Below are 18,944 nucleotides of genomic sequence, written 5' to 3'. Positions count from 1 at the left end.
TTATACACAAGATTAATGGGGGCGCAAAGTCTTGTTTGCTTGAATTTTTCGGTTTATCCCTTAATATAATGGTTTATTCCAGCCGTCTGAAAGCAGGGTTTGTTTTCAGGCGGCCTCAACTTTACTATTGGTGAGGAAGGGCAGATGCCTGCTTTATTGATTAAAGATTTTTTGCAGACGCAAGGTTTGAAGTTGCCTGCGGATGAGATACATGTTGCTTATTTGACTGCCCAGACTGTGATTAAAATGGGCAATGCTTCGGTTGAGCGTTCGATTTTGTGGCCGTCTGAAGACGGTTGGCAGTTGGCGGATTATGTTGATGCCGAACATGAATTGTTGTTGAAACAGATTTTTATGGCTTTGGATTCGGTTGCTGAGCGCACCGAGCATTTGAAAAGCGCAGCGGTTTATACAGCATTTCCGAAAGATGGCGTGTTGTCGCTGGTCCGTCTGAGCCGTTGGGGCGTGCCGTTGGAAAATGTGATTCCAATCGACGAGCAGGCCGGGCAGGCTTTTTTGGCTGTGCGTACGGCGCAAAGCGGTTGGATGAATGTTTGTCAGAATGTGGCGTATTGGCAGGAAATTGGTGAATTGTCAGCCGAACGCAATCATCCCGGTTTGAGCCAGATTTCAGTTCCTGTCTGTATGCCCAGCGGTGCGGTTTTGGGTGTAGTACATGCTGAGTTTGATGTCAAAGACGGCGCACCTGATGAAGTATTGGTGGCTTGGATTGCCCTTGCCTTGGCCCTGTCGGATTCTTTGAAAAATCTGTTGGGCGTGGCTGAAAACGAGGAAGCGGAAAATGAGTAACGCCTTGAAGTTTGTTGCGTCATGCCGTTTGCCTACGGAATGGGGCGAGTTTACCATGCACGGCTTTGAAGAAGAGGGTGGTCAGGAGCATGTCGCATTGACGATGGGCGATGTTTCAGACGGCCTGCCTGTGTTGTCGCGTATTCATTCCGAGTGCTTGACCGGTGATGCTTTATTTTCGGTGAAATGTGATTGCGGCCCTCAGTTGCAAGCGGCGATGCAGGCCGTTCAAAAAGAAGGGCGTGGCGTTATCGTATATTTGCGCCAAGAAGGCAGGGGCATTGGTTTGATAAACAAAATCCGTGCTTATCGTCTGCAAGATCAGGGCTTGGATACGGTTGAGGCCAATGTAGCGCTCGGACTTCCTGTTGATGCACGCGATTTCACTTTGGCCAAGCAGATTTATGATTATCTGCATATTCGTGAAGTCAGGTTGTTGACCAATAACCCTGAAAAAATCCAAACGTTGAAAAATTCCGGTATTAATGTGGTCGAACGGATTGCATTACATGTCGGCGAAAATGTGGAAAATGAACGTTATCTGCATACTAAAGCGGATAAATTGGGGCATTTGATTTTCGATTGATAGATAGGCATAACAGTAATTTTTGCGGTTAAATAAAATATTCTATATTCTTTCAATGGGATATATTTTTATTTAAATAAAAACCTTGCGCATGGCCTGATTTTTTGATTTAATGTCGGCTTATCGGGTGATTAGCTCAGTTGGTAGAGCGTCTGCCTTACAAGCAGAATGTCGGCGGTTCGACTCCGTCATCACCCACCAAGTTTCCTTTCATTGTCTTTGACAGTGGATGCGCGGTGGTAGCTCAGTTGGTTAGAGTACCGGCCTGTCACGCCGGGGGTCGCGGGTTCGAGCCCCGTCCGCCGCGCCATTATTTAAAAAGCACTGATTATATCAGTGCTTTTTTATTTGTCTTAACAACTCAATTAAGCTACAAAAATAGGAATAGGTAAGTACAGAGTATTGAAAATTAAATACTGTTTAACCTTAGTTTCTTATGATTTAGAAAAGGCCGTCTGAAACTTTTAAAGTTTCAGACGGCCTTTAGGCTATTGAAACAATGGATTAAATATCCAATTCTGCCGTATCGCCTTCTTTTTCCATCCATGCGCGGCGGGCGGCGGCTTCGCCTTTGCCCATCAGTTTGACGAAGATGTCGCGTGTTTCGTCATCAGCACCTTCTGGGATTTGTACCTGCAACAGGCGGCGGGTGTCGGGGTGCATGGTGGTGTCTTTGAGCTGGTCGGGGTTCATCTCGCCCAAGCCTTTGAAACGGCTGATGGAATAGGCGGTTTCTTTCACGCCTTCTTTTTGCAGCCGCTCCAAAATGCTGTCGAGTTCGTTTTGGTCGAGGGCGTAGAATTTGCGGGCGGGTTTGCTTTTGCCTTGTGCGTTGACATCGACGCGGAACAGCGGCGGCTGGGCGACGTATATGTGTCCGTTGGCGACCAGTTTCGGGAAGTGGCGGTAGAACAGGGTCAGCAGCAAAACTTGAATATGCGAGCCGTCCACGTCGGCATCGGACAGTATGGCGATTTTGCCGTAGCGCAGACCGCTTAAATCGGGATTGTCGTTGATGCCGTGCGGATCAACGCCGATGGCGACGGAAATGTCGTGGATTTCGGCATTGCCGAAAAGTTGGTCGGGGTGGACTTCAAAGCTGTTGAGCACTTTGCCGCGCAGGGGCAGGATGGCTTGGGTGGCTTTGTCGCGGGCGAGTTTGGCGGAACCGCCGGCGGAATCGCCTTCGACGAGGAAGAGTTCGTTTTCGCGGATGTCTTCGCTTTCGCAGTCGGTCAGCTTACCGGGCAGGACGGCGACGCCGCTGCCTTTTTTCTTTTCGATTTTCTTAACCGAACGCATCCGCGCTTGTGCCTGACGGATGGCGAGTTCGGCGATTTTTTTGCCGAAGTCCACGTTTTGGTTCAGCCACAATTCCAAAGGGTCGCCCGATACGGCGGCGACGAGTTTCAACGCGTCGCGGTTGGTCAGTTTGTCTTTGGTCTGACCTTGAAATTGCGGGTCGAGGACACGGGCAGAGAGGACGAAGGCGGTTTTGCCGAACACGTCGTCGCTTTGTACTTTCACGCCGCGCGGTAGGAGGTTGTGCAGATTGATGAAATTGTTGACGGCGTTGAACACGGCTTGTTTCAAGCCTGCTTCGTGCGTGCCGCCCAATGGTGTGGGGATGAGGTTGACGTAGCTTTCGTTGGCGCACGAGCCTTCTTCCAGCCAGGTCAGGGCAAACGCGGCGCCTTCGCCGATGCTGAAATCGCCGTTGTGGCCGTCTGAAATGTAGTTTTCGCAAGAGAAGATAGGCACGGCTTCCTGAGCGTCGGCAATGAGGTCGGTCAGATAGCTTTTCAGGCCGTCTGGATAGTGCCAAGTTTGGGTGTGTGCTTCGTCTTCGCCTTTGACCGGACGGGTCAGGGAAACGCGTACGCCCGGCAGTAAAACAGCTTTGGCGCGCAGCAGGCGTTCGAGTTCGGGAATGCTGTAATTCGGGCTTTCAAAATATTTGCCGTCCGGCCAGACGCGCACTTCGGTGCCGCTGTCTTTGACGGCGCATTTGCCTACTTCCGCCAACGGTTCGACCACGTCGCCGCCGGCAAACACGATGCGGTGGACTTTGCCTTCGCGTTTGACGGTTACTTCGAGGCGGGTGGAGAGAGCGTTGGTAACAGACACGCCCACGCCGTGCAGGCCGCCTGAAAAGGCATACGCGCTGCCGCCGTCTTTTTTGTTGAACTTGCCGCCCGCGTGCAGACGGGTAAACACAAGTTCGACCACGGGCACGCCTTCGACAGGGTGCAGCCCGACGGGAATGCCACGCCCATTGTCGTGTACGGAAAGCGAACCGTCGTCGTGGATGCGCACGTCGATTTCAGTGGCGAAACCGCCCAACGCCTCGTCCGCCGCGTTGTCGATGACTTCTTGGCAGATGTGGGTCGGGCTGTCGGTGCGGGTGTACATGCCTGGACGTTCTTTGACCGGCTCCAAGCCTTTGAGGACGGTAATGCTGGATTCGCTGTATTGGTTGTTTTTAGTCATGTGAAATTATTTGATAAAACGGATTTGTAAATTTAATTTTATGAAATAACCACCATTATTTTCATAAATTTTTCCAAATCCATGTTTTTCTGAGCTTGGTGTTTCCATCTTATTATTGATCAGTAGATATTCTTCGAAATCATTTCTATTATAAATGTGGTAACAAACTAGATTTCCATCTTCTTTTACAACAATATAGCCGCCTGTTGCATCATATGTACCATGCCAAACTTCTGCAGGTCTCATTCCCAATGCCGATTCACATAATAATTTTTTGATTTTGTAATTGTAAAACTGATGATTAAAATCCATTACAAAGTTGCAGGGATTCTCAGTTGAAACAGTTTCAATCAAATCAATTAAAGCAACTCTGTTTTCTGAATCGGAATAATAAGTTTTGATCAAACAGGCTAATATTTCTGGAAGTTTGCTATCTATTAAAACCAAATTTCCAAGAAATATCCTGTTATCGGTTTTCACAAACTCCAAATCTCCACCAAGCCTAAGAATCTCTCTTACCCTTCCTTTTACGTCTGCCGCAAAAGTACCGTCTTTTTTCTTTCTTTTGGAAAAAATATTGTTTACTTTTTCGGTGTTGGAAGAATCCCAATTTTCAATTTTAAAAGTAAAGTTGGTTGCACCTGAGGCATTAAATAGTGTCGGCGCACCAGCCAATTCTGATTTGACGCTAAATCCGAGCAAAGGGGAGAAGCCGCTTCGTGAATCATGGACTTTAACATAAATATCACTTTTTGATTTTGAATCTTCTCTTACCCTGGTACAGCCGATTTTTCTAAGGAAAATTTCCAAATCATTATCTACAGTAAACGTTCCTTTTACTTTGCCATCAAGAATATTCTTTAACAGCTTTTTGGCATTTCCTGTAAATTCTACGATAGGAACAATAAAACTTTTATTTTTTCCTGCAATTGAGATTTGTATATTGTTTCTATTATTAGGATCGTAACAATATTGATTTTTTCCGTTTTGCTCATTACGGATTACCTCAATAATCGGAAGCAGGATGCTGGCAATATTTGCCTTGCCGTTTCCTCCTAAAGCGAGCGCTCTGTCCGAAAGCAGTTTCAAGAGCACATAAAGCTCACTCCATTCGCCTTTGTTTCCTGAGAAATGAGTCATTTCAATTTCTCCAAAATTTTTTCTGCTATCGCTTGAATAGCAGGTACAGCAACTGAATTTCCAAATTGCTTATATGCGGAAGCGTCTGCAACAGGAATGACAAAATTTTCCGGAAAACCCTGAAGACGCGCCCATTCTCTTGGGGTCATCTTACGGATTCCCTCTCTGTTTACCTCACCTTTAATATTGGTTGTGGGAGTAAAATCTGTAATCCTGTTATCGATAACAAGATTTCTTTCCCTTCCCATTCCTCCGACAACGATGGCATTGGCAATGCCATCGTCAGGAATAATTTCATACCCGAATCCATTTCCCTTGGCTTCGTGTCTTTCCTTGTGCTTTCTCAAAGTATCGATATACACAGTAGAAAGATAATATTTTGTAGGGACAGTTTCTTTCTCACGAATATCTGAAAACGACGTTTTCAAACCTATCGGTTTGGGATATTCAAAATCATTTACTTTAGTATCCGGATGAAAACCGACTATAAAAATACGTTCCCTGTTTTGAGGTACTCCAAAATCTTTTGCATTGATGATTTCTGGATCTGGAACAAAATACCCCAAATCCTCACGCAAGGTATTTAAAATGGTTTGCAGTGTTTTACCTTTATCATGGCTTATCAGACCCTTTACATTTTCCAAAAGAAATGCTTTCGGTTGATGTCTCTTGATAATTTCGGCAACATCGAAAAACAATGTCCCACGCGTATCTTCAAACCCCCCCCGTTTACCGGCAATAGAAAATGCCTGACATGGGAACCCTGCACATAAAATATCGAATTCTTTAGGAATATGGCTTTTGGTTTCTTCTGTCGTAATATCGCCAAATGGGATTTCTCCAAAATTTGCCGCATAGGTCTGTTGTGCTTTGTCATCCCATTCACTGGAAAAAAGACATTTTCCACCTAAACTTTGCATAGCAATACGGAATCCACCTATACCCGCAAACAAATCGATAAAAGTAAATTTTTCAGACTCTGCCATATCAGAATGCGAAAACAGATTATCGTTAAAAAGCCTATATTGTTTTGCTTTTTCTTTTAATTTACCGCTTTCCGATTTTTTTTCTTTCATATATTGCATTTTCTATCCTTGCTGCACAATCATCAGGATTTTTCAATATATCCTTACCCCAAAAACGCAGTACAATCCAGCCTTCCTGCTCAAGAAGAATATTGACCGAAGTATCGCGTTTGATATTGCGCTCGATTTTGTTTATCCAAAACTTCCTATTGCTTTTGATATCAGTTTTCCGCTTTTCCCAATCTTTACCATGCCAAAATTCCCCATCCACAAAAATTGCTATTTTATATTTTTTAAAAATAAAATCAGGTTTTCCAAAAACAGTTTTATCGTTTTTTCTATATCTTAACCCTCTATGCCACAACGTCTTTGCTAACAAAAGCTCAGGTTTCGTGCCTTTACTTTTATTCGCTTGCATGACTTTTTTGCGTTGTTCGGGCGTCAGTCTGTCCATAAACTGCCTATGTCGTCTGAAAGGATGAAAAACAACGCTTTCAGACGGCCTGAAAGCGTTTGGGTTATAGGTTTTCTATTGGATTGCGCCGGATAAAGTCTTCATAGCTTTCTATGCCGCGCAGGAAACGGGAGAGTTCGGTCAATGCGTCCAAATACACGCCGCGCTTGAAGTCGATGACTTCGTCAATCGGCGCCCAATATTGGTGCCAACGCCAGCCGTCAAATTCGGGGTGGCGGGTGGCGCGCAGGTTGACATCGCAATCCCGGCCGGTCAGGCGCAGGAGATACCAAATCTGCTTCTGCCCGCGATAGGATCCGCGCCATTCGCGGCGCACCCAGTTGTTCGGCACGTCATAACGCAACCAGTCGCGCGTCCGCCCGATGATTTTGATGTGTTGCGGCAACAGGCCGACTTCTTCGTACAATTCACGGTACATGGCAGTCTCAGGACTTTCGCCCGGCTTGATGCCGCCTTGCGGAAACTGCCAGGAATGTTCGCGTACGCGTTTGCCCCAAAAGACTTCGTTACTCTCGTTAATCAGGATAATACCGACATTGGGGCGATAGCCTTCTCTGTCTAACACGGTGTCGCCCTTCATTAAATTCAATCGTGCAATTTTCCCACAAATTGGGCGGTTTTGACAAATCTTGAGGACGTCTGAATAAGCCCACAGTTTTTTCCAGACGGCATGAAACCGTTTCTGAAAAAATGTTGTTTATGAATAAAACCATAGCTTCAGGCCGTCTGAAAAATGAACATTTTTTCTGATTTAAGGTCTTGCATTCAAAAGCTTTTTGCCGTTTAATGCAAACCTTGCTGCACCAAGGGCCAAGAAAGCCGACCGGCCGCCCCCACAGCTTCCGATGCAGGCGGTCCTGCCGTCCCTGCAATGTTTTTTATTTTTGAACGAAAGGTCGAAAACCATGAAAAAAACACTGGTGGCGGCGGCAATCCTGAGCCTCGCCTTGACTGCGTGCGGCGGCGGAAACGATACCGCCGCCCACCCCCCCTCCGCCAAGCCCGAAGCCGAACAATCGGGCAAACTCAATATCTACAACTGGTCGGATTATGTCGATCCCGAAACCGTTGCCGCCTTTGAACAAGAAACCGGCATCAAGACGCGTTCCGATTATTACGACAGCAACGAAACACTGGAGGCAAAAGTCCTGACCGGCAAATCCGGCTACGACCTGACCGCGCCGTCCATCGCCAACGTCGGCCGGCAAATCAAAGCGGGCGCGTATCAGAAAATCGACAAGGCGCAAATCCCCCATTACGGCAACATCGATAAAGATTTGCTGAAAATGATGGAAGCCGTCGATCCGGGCAACGAATATGCCGTCCCTTATTTCTGGGGCATTAATACCTTGGCAATCAATACGCAGCAGGTGAAAAAGGCATTGGGTACGGACAAGCTGCCCGAAAACGAATGGGATTTGGTGTTCAACCCCGAATACACCGCCAAACTCAAATCCTGCGGCATCAGCTATTTCGACAGCGCAATCGAACAGATTCCCTTGGCGTTGCACTATTTGGGCAAAGACCCCAACAGTGAGAATCCCGAAGACATCAAAGCCGCCGTCGATATGATGAAAGCCGTCCGGGGCGACGTGAAACGCTTCAGCTCTTCCGGCTATATCGACGATATGGCGGCGGGCAACCTGTGTGCCGCCATTGGTTACGGCGGCGATTTGAATATTGCCAAAACCCGTGCCGAAGAAGCCGCAAACGGCGTGGAAATCAAAGTATTGACCCCGAAAACCGGCGTGGGCGTGTGGGTGGATTCCTTTATGATTCCGCGCGACGCGCAAAACGTTGCCAACGCCCACCGCTATATCGACTACACGCTCCGGCCCGAGGTGGCGGCGAAAAACGGCAGCTTCGTCACCTACGCGCCCGCCAGCCGCCCCGCGCGTGATTTGATGGAAGCCAAATACACAAACGACCCATCGATTTTCCCGACCAAAGAACTGATGGAAAAAAGTTTCATCGTTTCCCCTAAGTCAACCGATGCGAGCAAACTCAGCGTTCGCCTGTGGCAGGCTTTGAAAGCAGGGCAATAATCAAAATTGAAATTTGAATACTCAGGCCGTCTGAAACAGTTTTTCAGACGGCCTGAGTGTTATAATTGTCAACACTTTTCAAATATCCTATCAGGAGAAACAGCGTTATGAACAATTCAGTCATCACCGTCATCGGAAAAGACCGTGTAGGCATTGTGTACGACGTTTCCAAAATTTTGGCGGAAAACCAAATCAACATCCTTAATATCAGCCAGCAGCTGATGGACGATTTTTTTACCATGATTATTTTGGTGGATACTTCAAAATGCACCAAATCGCGTCAAGAGGTTTTGGATTTGTTTGCGGAAGAGAGTAAGAAACTCGCGCTTGATATCCGTATGCAAAACGAAGAAATTTTCCAAGCCATGCACCGTATTTAAGTCGGAGGGAGAGTCATGAGTATTCAATCCGGCGAGATTTTAGAAACCGTCAAAATGGTGGCCGACCAGAACTTTGACGTGCGCACCATTACCATCGGCATTGATTTGCACGACTGTATCAGCACCGACATCGATGTACTGAACCAAAACATTTACAACAAAATCACCACCGTCGGTAAAGATTTGGTCGCTACGGCGAAACACCTCTCCGCCAAATACGGCGTACCGATTGTGAATCAGCGCATTTCCGTTACGCCGATTGCCCAAATTGCCGCGGCCACCCATGCCGATTCCTATGTCAGCGTGGCGCAAACCTTGGATAAGGCTGCCAAAGCCATCGGCGTGTCCTTTATCGGCGGCTTTTCTGCGCTGGTACAAAAAGGCATGTCGCCTTCGGATGAGGTGCTGATTCGTTCCATTCCCGAAGCGATGAAGACTACTGATATCGTGTGCAGTTCCATCAATATCGGCAGCACGCGCGCCGGTATTAATATGGATGCGGTCAAGCTGGCAGGCGAAACCATCAAACGCACGGCTGAAATCACGCCCGAAGGTTTCGGCTGCGCTAAAATCGTCGTGTTCTGTAACGCGGTGGAAGACAATCCGTTTATGGCGGGCGCGTTTCACGGTTCGGGTGAAGCGGACGCCGTTATCAACGTCGGCGTATCAGGGCCGGGCGTGGTCAAAGCCGCGTTGGAAAATTCGGACGCGGTCAGCTTGACCGAAGTTGCCGAAGTCGTGAAGAAAACCGCCTTCAAAATCACCCGCGTGGGCGAACTCATCGGTCGTGAAGCCTCAAAAATGCTGGGTATTCCGTTCGGCATTCTCGATTTGTCGCTGGCGCCGACCCCTGCCGTCGGCGACTCGGTGGCACGCATCCTTGAAGAAATGGGCTTGAGCGTCTGCGGTACGCACGGCACGACGGCTGCCTTGGCATTGCTGAACGATGCCGTGAAAAAAGGCGGCATGATGGCTTCCAGCGCGGTCGGCGGTTTGAGCGGCGCGTTTATCCCTGTTTCCGAAGACGAAGGCATGATTGCCGCTGCCGAAGCAGGTGTGCTGACACTGGACAAACTCGAAGCGATGACAGCCGTCTGTTCGGTCGGACTGGACATGATTGCCGTTCCCGGAGACACGCCCGCGCACACGATTTCCGGCATCATCGCCGACGAAGCCGCCATCGGCATGATCAACAGCAAAACGACTGCCGTGCGCATTATTCCGGTAACCGGTAAAACCGTCGGCGACAGCGTTGAGTTTGGCGGCCTGTTGGGCTACGCGCCTGTAATGCCGGTTAAAGAAGGCTCATGCGAAGTGTTCGTCAACCGGGGCGGCAGAATCCCAGCTCCGGTTCAGTCAATGAAAAACTGATTGGATTGATGAATAAAAAAAAAGGCCGTCTGAAATTGATTTTCAGACGGCCTTTTATTTTCGCAGGCTGATTATTTAAACATATTTTTAATAATGCCCATTATACTGCGGGAAATGGCGTTGGTCACTTGGCGGTTGATTTGGCTGCCGATGGCGTCGGCAACGTTGTAGCCCAAACCTTGGCCGGATTTTTTACGTCCACCGCTCAAACCACCGATTAGTCCGCCGAGGATGCCGGGATCGGCATTGGCAGCTTCTTTTTCTGCAGCTTTTTGCGCTTTTTCCTGCTCTTTGGCGGCATTTGCGGCTTCTTTTTCAGCGGCAGCTTGGCTGTCTGCTTCGGCCAATGCTTCAAAAGCGGAGTAGTTGTCCACCATGTCTTTATAAGTTGGATACAAATTATCGTTTTGGAACAAGTGGTTGCGTTCTTCTGCGGCAAGCGGGGTCAGGGCGGATTGAGGCGGTAGGATGAGGGCGCGTTCTACCGGCTCAGGCATACCTTTTTCATCAAGGAAGGAAACAAGGGCTTCGCCGACGCCGAGTTCGGCAATCGCTTCGGCAACTTTGATGTTTGGGTTGCTGCGGAAGGTTTCGGCAGCGGCTTTGACTGCTTTTTGGTCGCGCGGTGTGAAGGCGCGCAGGGCGTGTTGTACGCGGTTACCCAATTGTCCGAGGATGGTATCGGGCAAGTCGAGCGGGTTTTGGGTGACGAAATATACGCCCACGCCTTTGGAACGGATCAGGCGCACGACTTGTTCGATTTGTTCGACCAGCGCATTGGCGGCATTGTCGAACATCAAATGCGCTTCGTCGAAGAACATCACGAATTTTGGTTTGTCCAAATCGCCGACTTCGGGCAGGGTTTCAAACAATTCTGCCAGCATCCACAGCAAAAACGCGCTGTACATACGCGGCGAGCGCATCAGTTTTTCGGAGTTAAGGATGTTTATGATGCCTTTGCCGTTGTCGGTTTGCATCCAGTCTTGCAGGTTGAGGGAAGGTTCGCCGAAGAATTTTTCTGCGCCTTCGTTTTCCAAAGTCAGCAGTTGGCGTTGAATCGCGCCGATACTGGCGGCAGAAACGTTGCCGTATTGCGTGCGGTATTCTGAAGCGTGGTCGGAAACGTGTTTCAACATGCTGCGCAGGTCTTTCAAGTCCAAAATGTGCCAGCCTCTGTCGTCTGCAACTTTGAACACGAGGTTGAGCAGGCCTTCTTGCGTGTCGTTCAGATTCATTAGGCGGGCCAAAAGCATAGGGCCCATTTCTGAAACGGTGACGCGTACGGGAATACCGGTTTCGCCGTAAACATCCCAAAAGCGCACGGGGAAATTTTGCAGCCATTGTTCGCCCAAATCAAACTCGGCGATGCGTTCGCCCACTTTTCCGCTGTTGGCACCGGCTTGCGCGATGCCCGACAAATCGCCTTTGACATCGACCAAGAATACAGGGACACCTTCGCTGCTGAAGGCTTCCGCTATGCGGCGCAGGGTAACGGTTTTACCTGTACCGGTCGCACCGGCGATCAAGCCGTGGCGGTTGGCCATTTTGCCTTGGATTTCGAGCGTTTTCCCGTCGGCACGCGCAATTTGAAATGTAGTCATGATTATTCCTTAGAATCCGTGATGTGAAATAATTTGCTGTCTTAAAAAACAAGCATTTTAACGTTTGCGGCGAGGGGATTCCACCAAGCAAAGTTTCAGACGGCCTTAAGTTTTGCAAAGGTTTTTTTGCAGTGATTGGACAAGGTTGAAATCTGCTATAATTTCATCCAATCCGCAACCGTCTGACAAGGCGGTTGTTTTCTTTGTTTTTTGAATATTTTTTACGAAAGCGAAAGTCGGAATGACTGCACAACAAGCCCCTTTGGGCGAAAAAACCATGGCCGTGCTGATGGCGATGTTGGTCGCGCTGATGCCGTTTTCTGTCGATGCCTATCTGCCTGCGATTCCCGAAATGGCGAAGTCGCTGGGTTCGGACATCCACCGCATTGAGCAAAGCCTGAGCTTTTTTATGTTTGGCGTGGCGTTTGGTCAGGTGGTCGGTGGTTCGATTTCGGATATTAAAGGCCGCAAACTGGTGGCCTTAGTGGGCTTGAGCATTTACTTTGCCGCCGTCATCGGTTTGACGATGGTGAATAATGTCGAGCAGCTGCTGAACTTGCGTGCCGTGCAGGCGTTTGGCGCAGGGATGACCGTGGTGATTTCCGGCGCGATGGTGCGCGATTATTATTCCGGACGCAAAGCCGCTCAGATGTTTGCCTTAATCGGCATTATTCTGATGATTGTGCCGCTGATGGCGCCGATGATTGGTGCAGGCTTGCAGAACTTGGGCGGCTGGCGCATGATTTTCGGCTTTCTGGCCTGCTATTCGCTGCTGCTTTGGGGTTTGATGTGGTATTTCCTGCCCAAGCCGCACCAAAAAGGCAAAATCAGCATGGACGTGTTTGGCGTGGTGGCAGGCAGGTTTAAACGTGTTTTGAGAACGCGCGCCGCGATGGGCTATCTGTTTTTCCAAGCTTTCAGTTTTGGTTCGATGTTTGCCTTTTTGACTGAATCATCGTTCGTGTACCAACACCTGTATCATGTTTCCCCAAACCAATATGCTTGGATATTTGCGCTCAATATCATTACCATGATGTCGTTTAACCGCGTTACTGCATGGCGTTTAAAAACCGGTACGCATCCGCAAAACATCCTCAAATGGGGCATTATCGTCCAATTTGCCGCCAATCTGCTGATGACGGTTTTGGTGTTGTCGCTGTCTTTGCCGCCTTTGTGGGCTTTAGTGCCATGCGTGATGTTTTCAGTCGGTACACAAGGCTTGGTCGGTGCTAACACTCAGGCCTGCTTTATGAGCTATTTCAGCGCAGAGGGTGGCAGCGCAAATGCCGTATTGGGCGTGTTCCAATCCCTTATCGGTGCATCGGTCGGCATGGCAACGACTTGGCTGCATAATGGTTCTGCCTTGGTAATGGCCGGTATGATGTTGAGTTCGACCGTGTGCGGTATCGTGCTGTTGTGGATTTGCTCGCATCAGGCTTGGATGGAAAACGATAAAAAAGAATATGTTTAACCTTCAGGCCGTCTGAAAAACGGTTTCAGACGGCCTCAACACTATATTGAAGAAATTAACCATGAGTACCAGCAAACAACGCCCCATCGGCGTATTCGATTCCGGCGTCGGCGGCTTGACCAACGTCCGCGCCCTGATGGAACGACTACCGATGGAAAACATCATCTATTTCGGCGATACCGCACGCGTTCCCTACGGCACCAAATCCCGCGCCACCATCGAAACCTTCGCCATGCAGATTGTCGATTTTCTGCTGGAAAACGATGTCAAAGCACTCGTCATTGCGTGCAACACCATCGCCGCCGTTGCCGGACAGAGAATCCGCCAAAAAGCAGGCAATATGCCCGTATTGGACGTCATCTCCGCCGGTGCGGAAGCCGCTTTGCAAACCACCAAAAACAACCGAATCGGCATTATCGCAACCAATACCACCGTCAACAGCAATGCCTACGCGCGCGCCATCCATTCGAAAAACAACGACACGCTGGTGCGCACGCAAGCCGCGCCACTGCTTGTGCCATTGGTGGAAGAAGGCTGGCTCGATCACGAAGTCACCCGCCTGACCGTACGCGAATACCTGAAGCCACTCTTGGCCGACGACATAGACACGCTAGTGTTGGGTTGTACCCACTTCCCACTTCTCAAGCCGCTTATCGGCCGTGAAGCGCAAAACGTCACCTTGGTCGATTCTGCCATCACTACCGCCGAAGCCACCGCCAAAGCCTTAGCACAAGCAGGTTTGTTGAATACAGAAAACGACAACCCGGATTACCGCTTCTACGTCAGCGACATCCCACTGCGTTTCCGCACCATCGGCGAACGCTTCTTGGGTAGGAGTATGGAACAGATTGAGATGGTAACGTTGGGTTGATTGGAAATATTAAAGGCCGTCTGAAAACCTGATTCAGGTTTTCAGACGGCCTGTTTACTTCCTGAGTATTTTATCTGCCCGACTGTGCCCACACGTTTTGCAGGTAGGCGTAGGTCAGCCCGGCGGTGCCGGACACCAGCGCGATGTCGCTGCCCAAGTCTTCGGCTTTGCCCACGCCGATGGGCAAGGCGCCGGCGGCTTTGATGGCGGCAACGCCTGCCGCTGCGTCTTCGATGCCGATGCATTGGCGGATGTCCGCGCCCGCGCCCTCGGCGGCGGCGAGGAAGATGTCGGGGGCGGGTTTGGAATGCGCGACGGCGGCAGGGTCGGCGACGGTGTCGAAGAAGTGGGTCAGCCCCATGCGTTCGAGCAGGAACGGGCCGTTTTTACTGGCGGATGCGAGGGCGATTTTTTTGCCGTTTGCTTTTAATGCTTCCAGCAGCGGCAAAATGCCGGGATACACGTCTTCGGGTTTGACTGCCTGAATCATCTCGACGTAGTTGTCGTTTTTGCGGCGGGTCAGTTCGGCGAACTCGGCTTCGCCGACGGTTTTGCCGCCGTGCGCGAGGATGCGTTTGAGCGAATCGTCGCGCGACACGCCTTTGAGCTGCTCGTTAAACTTGCGGTCTATGCCGATGCCCAGTTCTTCGGCGAGCTTTTTCCATGCGCGGTAATGGTATTCGGCGGTATCGGTGATGACACCGTCGAGATCGAAGAGCACAGCGGTAAACGTCATTTTGCGCCCTCCTTATTTTTCCAACGCGACAGTGTGGCTGCCGTTGAGCGTGATGTCTTTGCCGTACACCTGCAAATCGAGCGGCTCGCCTTTGAGCAGGGTGAAGACGACGTTTTCTTTGCCGACGGCGACTTTAATCAGACGGCCTCGGTAGTTGATATGGAAGGCGTAGCCTGTCCACGCGCCCGGCAGGAACGGTGCGAAGCTGAGTTTGCCGCCCCAAGTTTTCATTTGGGCGAAACCTTGGACGATGGCGAGCCACGAGCCGGTCATAGAAGTAATGTGCAGGCCGTCTTCGGTGTCGTTGTTGTAGTTGTCCAAGTCCAGACGGGCGGTGCGCCGGTACATTTCCACGGCTTTTTCTTCCTTGCCCAGTTCGGCGGCAAGGATGGCATGAATACACGGCGACAACGAGCTTTCGTGCACGGTCATCGGTTCGTAGAAGTCGAAATTGCGGCGTTTTTCGTCGATATTGAAACGGTCGCCGAAGAAGTAGATGCCTTGCAAGACGTCCGCCTGTTTGATGAAGGGCGAACGCAGGATTTTGTCCCACGACCATTTCTGGTTGAGCGGCAAATCGTCGGGCGAAAGCGCGGACACGGGGCGGATGTCTTTGTCGAGGAAGCCGTCGTGCTGCACGAATACGCCGAGTTCTTCGTCATGCGGACGGTACATATTCGCGCTGATGTCCGCCCATTTTTCCAACTCGGCGGCACGCACGTTTAAATCCGGACGCGGGTATTTCGCTAGGGCTTCGCGGGTGTAGTCCAATACCCATGCGGCGAGGGTGTTGGTGTACCAGTTGTTGTTGATGTTGTTTTCGTATTCGTTCGGGCCGGTTACGCCGTGAATCATGTATTTGCCGTTGCGTTTGGAGAAGTGGACGCGGTCCGCCCAGAAGCGGGACACTTCGACCAAGACTTCCAAGCCTTCTTTGGCAAGATAGCTTTCATTGCCGGTGTAGTTGGTGTAGTTGTAGATGGCGTAGGGAATCGCGCCGTTGCGGTGGATTTCCTCGAAGGTGATTTCCCATTCGTTGTGGCACTCGATGCCCGTAAACGTTACCATCGGATAGAGTGCGCCCGCCAAGCCCTGTTCGTGCGCGTTGTGCTGCGCCTGCGGCAGTTGGTTGCGGCGGTATTGCAGCAGGTTGCGGGTAACTTCGGGTTCTGCCAGTGCGAGGTAGAGCGGTACGGCGTAGGCTTCAGTATCCCAATAGGTTGCGCCGCCGTATTTTTCTCCGGTAAAGCCTTTGGGGCCGATGTTCAGGCGCGCGTCTTCGCCGTAGGCCGTAGTAGGTGGAGAACAGTTGGAACAGGTTGAAGCGGATGCCCTGCTGTGCTTCGTCGCTGCCTTCGATGACCACGTCGGCGATTTCCCAACGGTGCAGCCAGCCTGCTTTGTGCGCGTCCAGCAAGGTTTCAAACGCAACGCCTGCGATTTTTTCCGACAAGGCGCAGCCTGCGGCTTTCACTGCTTCCAAGCCCTGATAATCGCGGCTGGTGGTAACAATAACCCGTTTTTCAAAGGTTTCGGGTGTGCTGCCGACTTCGGATTCAAAAGAATTGGAGACCTGCCAGTCGGTTTGGCTGCCGCCGAGGGCTTTGAAGCTGCCGGCGAAGGTTTGCTCGGCGTTGACGATGAATTGTTCCACGCCGAAAGGATTGGCGACGGTTTGGGCGGCAATGTAGGAGAGGCCGTCTGAAACGCCTTTGTCCAATACCTGCCAGAATTTTTCTTCGTAGTTGGAATCTTCGTTTTTCACGTCGGCATCGATGATGGAATCGATGCGGACTTGGTGGGTTTTGCCGTCAACGGATACGGCTTCCCAGCGGATAACCGCCAGCTCTTTTTGCGCGACGGACAGGAATTTGCACACATCGAAACGCACGCCAAATACGGTGAACGAGCGGCGCAACACGCCGTGCTGCATATCGAGTTCGACGGAGAAGCCGGCAACACCGTTTTTCGCCAAGTCCACTTCCTGCCCGTCGACAAAGATTTTGACTTTGCTGAAATTGAGCGCGTTGATGGCTTTGCCGAAATATTTGGGATAGCCGTTTTTCCACCAGCCGACGCGGGTTTTGTCGGGGAACCACACGCCGGCGATGTAGGTGCCCAAGTGGCTGTCGGCGGAGTAGGTTTCCTCAAAGCTGCCGCGCATACCCATATAGCCGTTGCCCAAGCTGGTCAGGCTCTCTTGCAGCCGTTTGTGTTCTTTTTCCAGCTTTGCCGAACGCAGCGTCCAAGGGCTGATTTCCATAATTCTTGTATACATTTATGAAGCTCCTGTTATTAAAATTGTAAGTTCGGCAAAGGTTTCAGACGGCCTTTGCCGATGGTATTGATGGATTATTCGCCGTGGGTCTCTTTAATCAGACATACTGAGAAGGCTCCCAGCAGCAAGACCGCGCCTGCAACCAAGAACATGGTTGCCTGATGGCTGCCCAGCATCGGGAAAAGCACGAAGCTCAATAGTGAAGCGACGATTTGGGGCATACAGATAGAGCCGTTAAACAATCCCAAGTAAGTGCCCATATGTTTGCCCGACAAGGCGTTGGTTACAATCGTCAGCGGATAAGTGATGATGCCCGCCCAAGCGATGCCGATTAAGGTATAAGACAGAATCAGTGCGTATTGATTGTGAATGAAGAAGATAGAGAAGAAACCGAGCGCACCCAAAGCCAAACAGCCGAAATAACCCGCCTTATGGTATTGATTCGGCACTTTCGCCAATACAAACGAACAAATCACCGCCGCAACCGACTGCACCGCCGCCAAAACGCCGTACCAGTTGCCCGCCTCCTGATAACCTACGGAAGACGCATCAGTGGTGTGCCAGACGTTTTCCGCAATCGCGCCTGCCGAGTAAGTCCACATATATTGGAAGGCGAACCAGCAGAAAAACTGTACCAGAGTAACCGTCCAAAACGCTTTAGGTGCCGTTTTTAAGAGTTCGAACCAGTTGGCTTTTTCCTGATTCGCGGCGACATCGATGCCGTGGTAACGGGCGTAGGTTTCCGGATCGTATTCTTTGACTTTGAAGATTGTGAACGCACTGGTAATAATCAATAACGCCGCGCCCACATAGAATGCTACGACCACGGTTTGTGGCACAACGCCTTTCTCGGCGGTATTCGCCAAACCGATATACGCGAACACAAACGGCAGAATCGCCGCCACAACCGCGCCCGTATTCGCCAAAAAGCTCTGAATCCCGTAGGCGTAGCTTTTCTGCTCCTCGTTGACCATGTCGCCGACCATCATCTTAAACGGCTGCATCGCCATATTCGACGACACGTCCAACAGCGCAATCATCAGCGCGCCGAACGACAAGGCCGCCAACGACGCATAGCCGAAACCGAAGCTGCCCGAGTTCGGCATCAAAATCATCACGATAACCGCAATCAGCGTGCCGTAAAGCAGATACGGCAGGCGGCGGCCGCCCAAGCGCGGCTTCCAAGTGCGGTCTGAGTAGTAGCCCACTATCGGCTGCACCAGCATCCCCGCCAGCGGCGGCAGGATAAAGAACCAGCCCAAATTGTGCGGGTCTGCGCCTAGCGTTTGAAAAATGCGGCTCATCTGCGAGCTTTGCAGGGTAAAGGCCGTCTGAACGCCGAGATAGCCGAAGCTCAACATCCAAATCGTGCTTTTTGCCAGTGACGGCAAACCTTGTTTTGCTGTTTTTTGCGTATTTTCCGACATAAGGTAAATCCTTTTTTGAAAAGTATTTTTATTGAAAAACCAGAAATGGTTCTTGGTGTGGTGTTTTCTATCGTTATTGTTTGTGTGCGTACTTTTAAGGATATAGGTGCATTTTATGAAGCGCGCCGGATATTGGCAATGCCAGTTCAAGGATAAACTGGCTTAAATCAAATTTTCTGCGGTTTGGCATTGATACCGTCGGGCAGTGAGGGTATCGGTTCGGCTTGGTGTATATTTT

16 protein-coding genes, 2 tRNA genes and 1 pseudogene are annotated in these 18,944 nt (G+C 50.3%); 10 read left to right on the top strand and 9 right to left on the bottom strand.

Annotated elements, in window-relative coordinates; all coding sequences use genetic code 11:
* Positions 1-144 precede the first annotated feature (144 nt).
* The 4 genes from FAH67_RS06095 (at position 145) to FAH67_RS06080 (ending at position 1,706) form a co-directional block, all read left to right on the top strand.
* Positions 145-810, top strand: coding sequence for a hypothetical protein (locus FAH67_RS06095; RefSeq protein WP_039863927.1), 666 nt, complete (start codon positions 145-147; stop codon positions 808-810).
* Positions 803-1,396, top strand: a complete 594-nt coding sequence (gene ribA, locus FAH67_RS06090) for a GTP cyclohydrolase II (protein ID WP_003680583.1) — start codon at positions 803-805, stop codon at positions 1,394-1,396. Before FAH67_RS06095 ends, ribA begins: the two co-directional genes overlap by 8 nt.
* A gap of 125 nt (positions 1,397-1,521) precedes the next feature.
* Positions 1,522-1,597 (top strand) — tRNA-Val (locus FAH67_RS06085).
* A 32-nt stretch (positions 1,598-1,629) separates the two neighbouring features.
* A tRNA-Asp gene (locus tag FAH67_RS06080) sits at positions 1,630-1,706 on the top strand.
* A gap of 194 nt (positions 1,707-1,900) precedes the next feature.
* On the opposite strand, the gene FAH67_RS06075 is transcribed toward FAH67_RS06080, so the two are convergent.
* The 5 genes from FAH67_RS06075 to FAH67_RS06055 all read right to left on the bottom strand — a co-directional run bounded on the left by FAH67_RS06075 (position 1,901) and on the right by FAH67_RS06055 (position 7,091).
* Positions 1,901-3,886 (bottom strand): DNA topoisomerase IV subunit B, encoded by a 1,986-nt coding sequence (locus FAH67_RS06075; RefSeq protein ID WP_003680582.1) that lies wholly within the window; start codon positions 3,884-3,886, stop codon positions 1,901-1,903.
* Positions 3,887-3,892: 6 nt separating this feature from the next.
* Positions 3,893-5,026: an HpaII family restriction endonuclease gene (locus tag FAH67_RS06070; RefSeq protein WP_003680581.1), complete on the bottom strand. Its 1,134-nt coding sequence runs from the start codon at positions 5,024-5,026 to the stop codon at positions 3,893-3,895.
* Positions 5,023-6,102, bottom strand: a complete 1,080-nt coding sequence (locus tag FAH67_RS06065) for a DNA cytosine methyltransferase (protein ID WP_003680580.1) — start codon at positions 6,100-6,102, stop codon at positions 5,023-5,025. Before FAH67_RS06065 ends, FAH67_RS06070 begins: the two co-directional genes overlap by 4 nt.
* The gene (locus tag FAH67_RS06060) at positions 6,074-6,505 is read right to left on the bottom strand and encodes a very short patch repair endonuclease (protein ID WP_003680579.1); all 432 of its coding nucleotides are present in this window, start codon (positions 6,503-6,505) and stop codon (positions 6,074-6,076) included. The genes FAH67_RS06065 and FAH67_RS06060 overlap by 29 nt, the downstream gene beginning before the upstream one ends.
* A 64-nt stretch (positions 6,506-6,569) precedes the next feature.
* Positions 6,570-7,091 (bottom strand): RNA pyrophosphohydrolase, encoded by a 522-nt coding sequence (locus FAH67_RS06055; RefSeq protein WP_172459142.1) that lies wholly within the window; start codon positions 7,089-7,091, stop codon positions 6,570-6,572.
* Between the two features lie 340 nt (positions 7,092-7,431).
* On the opposite strand from FAH67_RS06055, the gene FAH67_RS06045 reads away from it, so the two are divergent.
* From FAH67_RS06045 to FAH67_RS06035, 3 genes are all read left to right on the top strand, one after another.
* Positions 7,432-8,571: a polyamine ABC transporter substrate-binding protein gene (locus FAH67_RS06045; RefSeq protein WP_039863934.1), complete on the top strand. Its 1,140-nt coding sequence runs from the start codon at positions 7,432-7,434 to the stop codon at positions 8,569-8,571.
* Between the two features lie 107 nt (positions 8,572-8,678).
* Positions 8,679-8,951 carry an ACT domain-containing protein gene (locus FAH67_RS06040; protein WP_003680574.1) on the top strand — a complete coding sequence of 91 codons (273 nt, stop codon included), beginning with the start codon at positions 8,679-8,681 and terminating at the stop codon, positions 8,949-8,951.
* A gap of 15 nt (positions 8,952-8,966) precedes the next feature.
* Positions 8,967-10,322 (top strand): PFL family protein, encoded by a 1,356-nt coding sequence (locus tag FAH67_RS06035; RefSeq protein WP_003680573.1) that lies wholly within the window; start codon positions 8,967-8,969, stop codon positions 10,320-10,322.
* A 71-nt stretch (positions 10,323-10,393) separates the two neighbouring features.
* On the opposite strand, the gene FAH67_RS06030 is transcribed toward FAH67_RS06035, so the two are convergent.
* Positions 10,394-11,923: a helicase HerA-like domain-containing protein gene (locus tag FAH67_RS06030; RefSeq protein WP_003680572.1), complete on the bottom strand. Its 1,530-nt coding sequence runs from the start codon at positions 11,921-11,923 to the stop codon at positions 10,394-10,396.
* Between the two features lie 241 nt (positions 11,924-12,164).
* On the opposite strand from FAH67_RS06030, the gene FAH67_RS06025 reads away from it, so the two are divergent.
* Positions 12,165-13,394, top strand: coding sequence for a multidrug effflux MFS transporter (locus FAH67_RS06025; protein ID WP_003680571.1), 1,230 nt, complete (start codon positions 12,165-12,167; stop codon positions 13,392-13,394).
* Positions 13,395-13,455: 61 nt separating this feature from the next.
* Positions 13,456-14,265: a glutamate racemase gene (gene murI, locus FAH67_RS06020; RefSeq protein WP_003680569.1), complete on the top strand. Its 810-nt coding sequence runs from the start codon at positions 13,456-13,458 to the stop codon at positions 14,263-14,265.
* Positions 14,266-14,335: 70 nt separating this feature from the next.
* Here murI and pgmB read toward each other — a convergent pair whose 3' ends face one another.
* The 3 genes and pseudogenes from pgmB to FAH67_RS06005 form a co-directional block, all read right to left on the bottom strand.
* Positions 14,336-15,001, bottom strand: a complete 666-nt coding sequence (pgmB, locus tag FAH67_RS06015) for a beta-phosphoglucomutase (protein ID WP_003680568.1) — start codon at positions 14,999-15,001, stop codon at positions 14,336-14,338.
* Positions 15,002-15,013: 12 nt separating this feature from the next.
* Positions 15,014-17,279: pseudogene (locus tag FAH67_RS06010) on the bottom strand (glycoside hydrolase family 65 protein).
* 74 nt (positions 17,280-17,353) lie between these two features.
* Positions 17,354-18,706 carry an SLC45 family MFS transporter gene (locus tag FAH67_RS06005; protein WP_003680566.1) on the bottom strand — a complete coding sequence of 451 codons (1,353 nt, stop codon included), beginning with the start codon at positions 18,704-18,706 and terminating at the stop codon, positions 17,354-17,356.
* A 15-nt stretch (positions 18,707-18,721) separates the two neighbouring features.
* Here FAH67_RS06005 and FAH67_RS11515 point away from each other — a divergent pair, with 15 nt between their 5' ends.
* A complete protein-coding gene (locus tag FAH67_RS11515) occupies positions 18,722-18,862 on the top strand; it encodes a hypothetical protein (RefSeq protein ID WP_157749798.1) in 141 nt (46 codons plus the stop codon).
* Positions 18,863-18,944: the final 82 nt, after the last annotated feature.

Source organism: Neisseria flavescens, assembly GCF_005221285.1.
Classification (GTDB): Bacteria; Pseudomonadota; Gammaproteobacteria; order Burkholderiales; family Neisseriaceae; genus Neisseria; species Neisseria flavescens.
The sequence above is the reverse complement of the archived record's forward strand: the minus strand, read 5'-3'. Positions and strand labels throughout refer to the sequence as shown.